At 68.6% G+C, this 793-nt stretch carries 1 protein-coding gene; it reads left to right on the top strand.

From position 1 onward, the window contains the following. Positions 1 to 80 precede the first annotated feature (80 nt). Positions 81 to 793: NAD(P)(+) transhydrogenase (Re/Si-specific) subunit beta (locus FFK22_RS42025; RefSeq protein ID WP_143957026.1), on the top strand; the 713-nt coding region annotated here is incomplete at its 3' end.

Raw genomic sequence — 793 nt, 5'->3', positions numbered from 1 at the left:
CGGATGCTGGCGATGTACCGCAAGAAGTCCTGACCGGCCGTTCAGGCGACAATCCAAGAGATGAAGGCGAGGGGATCGCGATGACGAGCCTGGCGGTGCTGGCGTATCTGGTGGCGGCGGTGTGCTTCATCATGGCGCTGCGGGGCCTGTCGAGCCCGGTGACGAGCCGGATGGGCAACCTGTACGGCATGGTCGGGATGGCGATCGCGGTGGCGACGACGCTGATCCTGCTGCCGCAGGTGCGGAACTACTGGCTGATCGTGCCGGCGATCGCGATCGGCGGCGGCATCGGCTACGTCGTGGCGCAGCGGATCCAGATGACGGCGCTGCCGCAGCTGGTGGCGGCATTCCACAGCCTGGTCGGCCTGGCGGCGGTGTGCGTGGCGGCGGCGGCGTTCCTCGACCCCGCGGCCTACGCCATCGGCACGCCGGGGGCGATCCATGTCGGCAGCCTGATCGAGATGGCGCTGGGGGCGGCGATCGGGGCGATCACCTTCACCGGCTCGCTGGTGGCCTTCGCCAAGCTGCAGGGTCTGGTCTCGGGCAAGCCGCTGGTGTTCCCGATGCAGCACCCGCTGAACGCGGCCTTGGGCATCGTCATCATCCTGCTGATCGTGTGGATGTGCGCCGGGCAGTCCGGTGCTGCGTTCCTGCTGCTGATCCTGGTGGCGCTGGCGCTCGGCTTCCTGCTGATCCTGCCGATCGGCGGGGCGGACATGCCGGTGGTGGTGTCGATGCTGAACAGCTACTCCGGCTGGGCGGCGGCGGGCATCGGCTTCACCCTGCAGAACAA

The sequence above is a fragment of the Mycobacterium sp. KBS0706 genome, assembly GCF_005938675.2.
GTDB lineage: Bacteria > Pseudomonadota > Alphaproteobacteria > DSM-16000 > Inquilinaceae > Inquilinus.
Note: the sequence above shows the minus strand (reverse complement) of the source record. Positions and strands in the feature narration are given on the sequence as shown.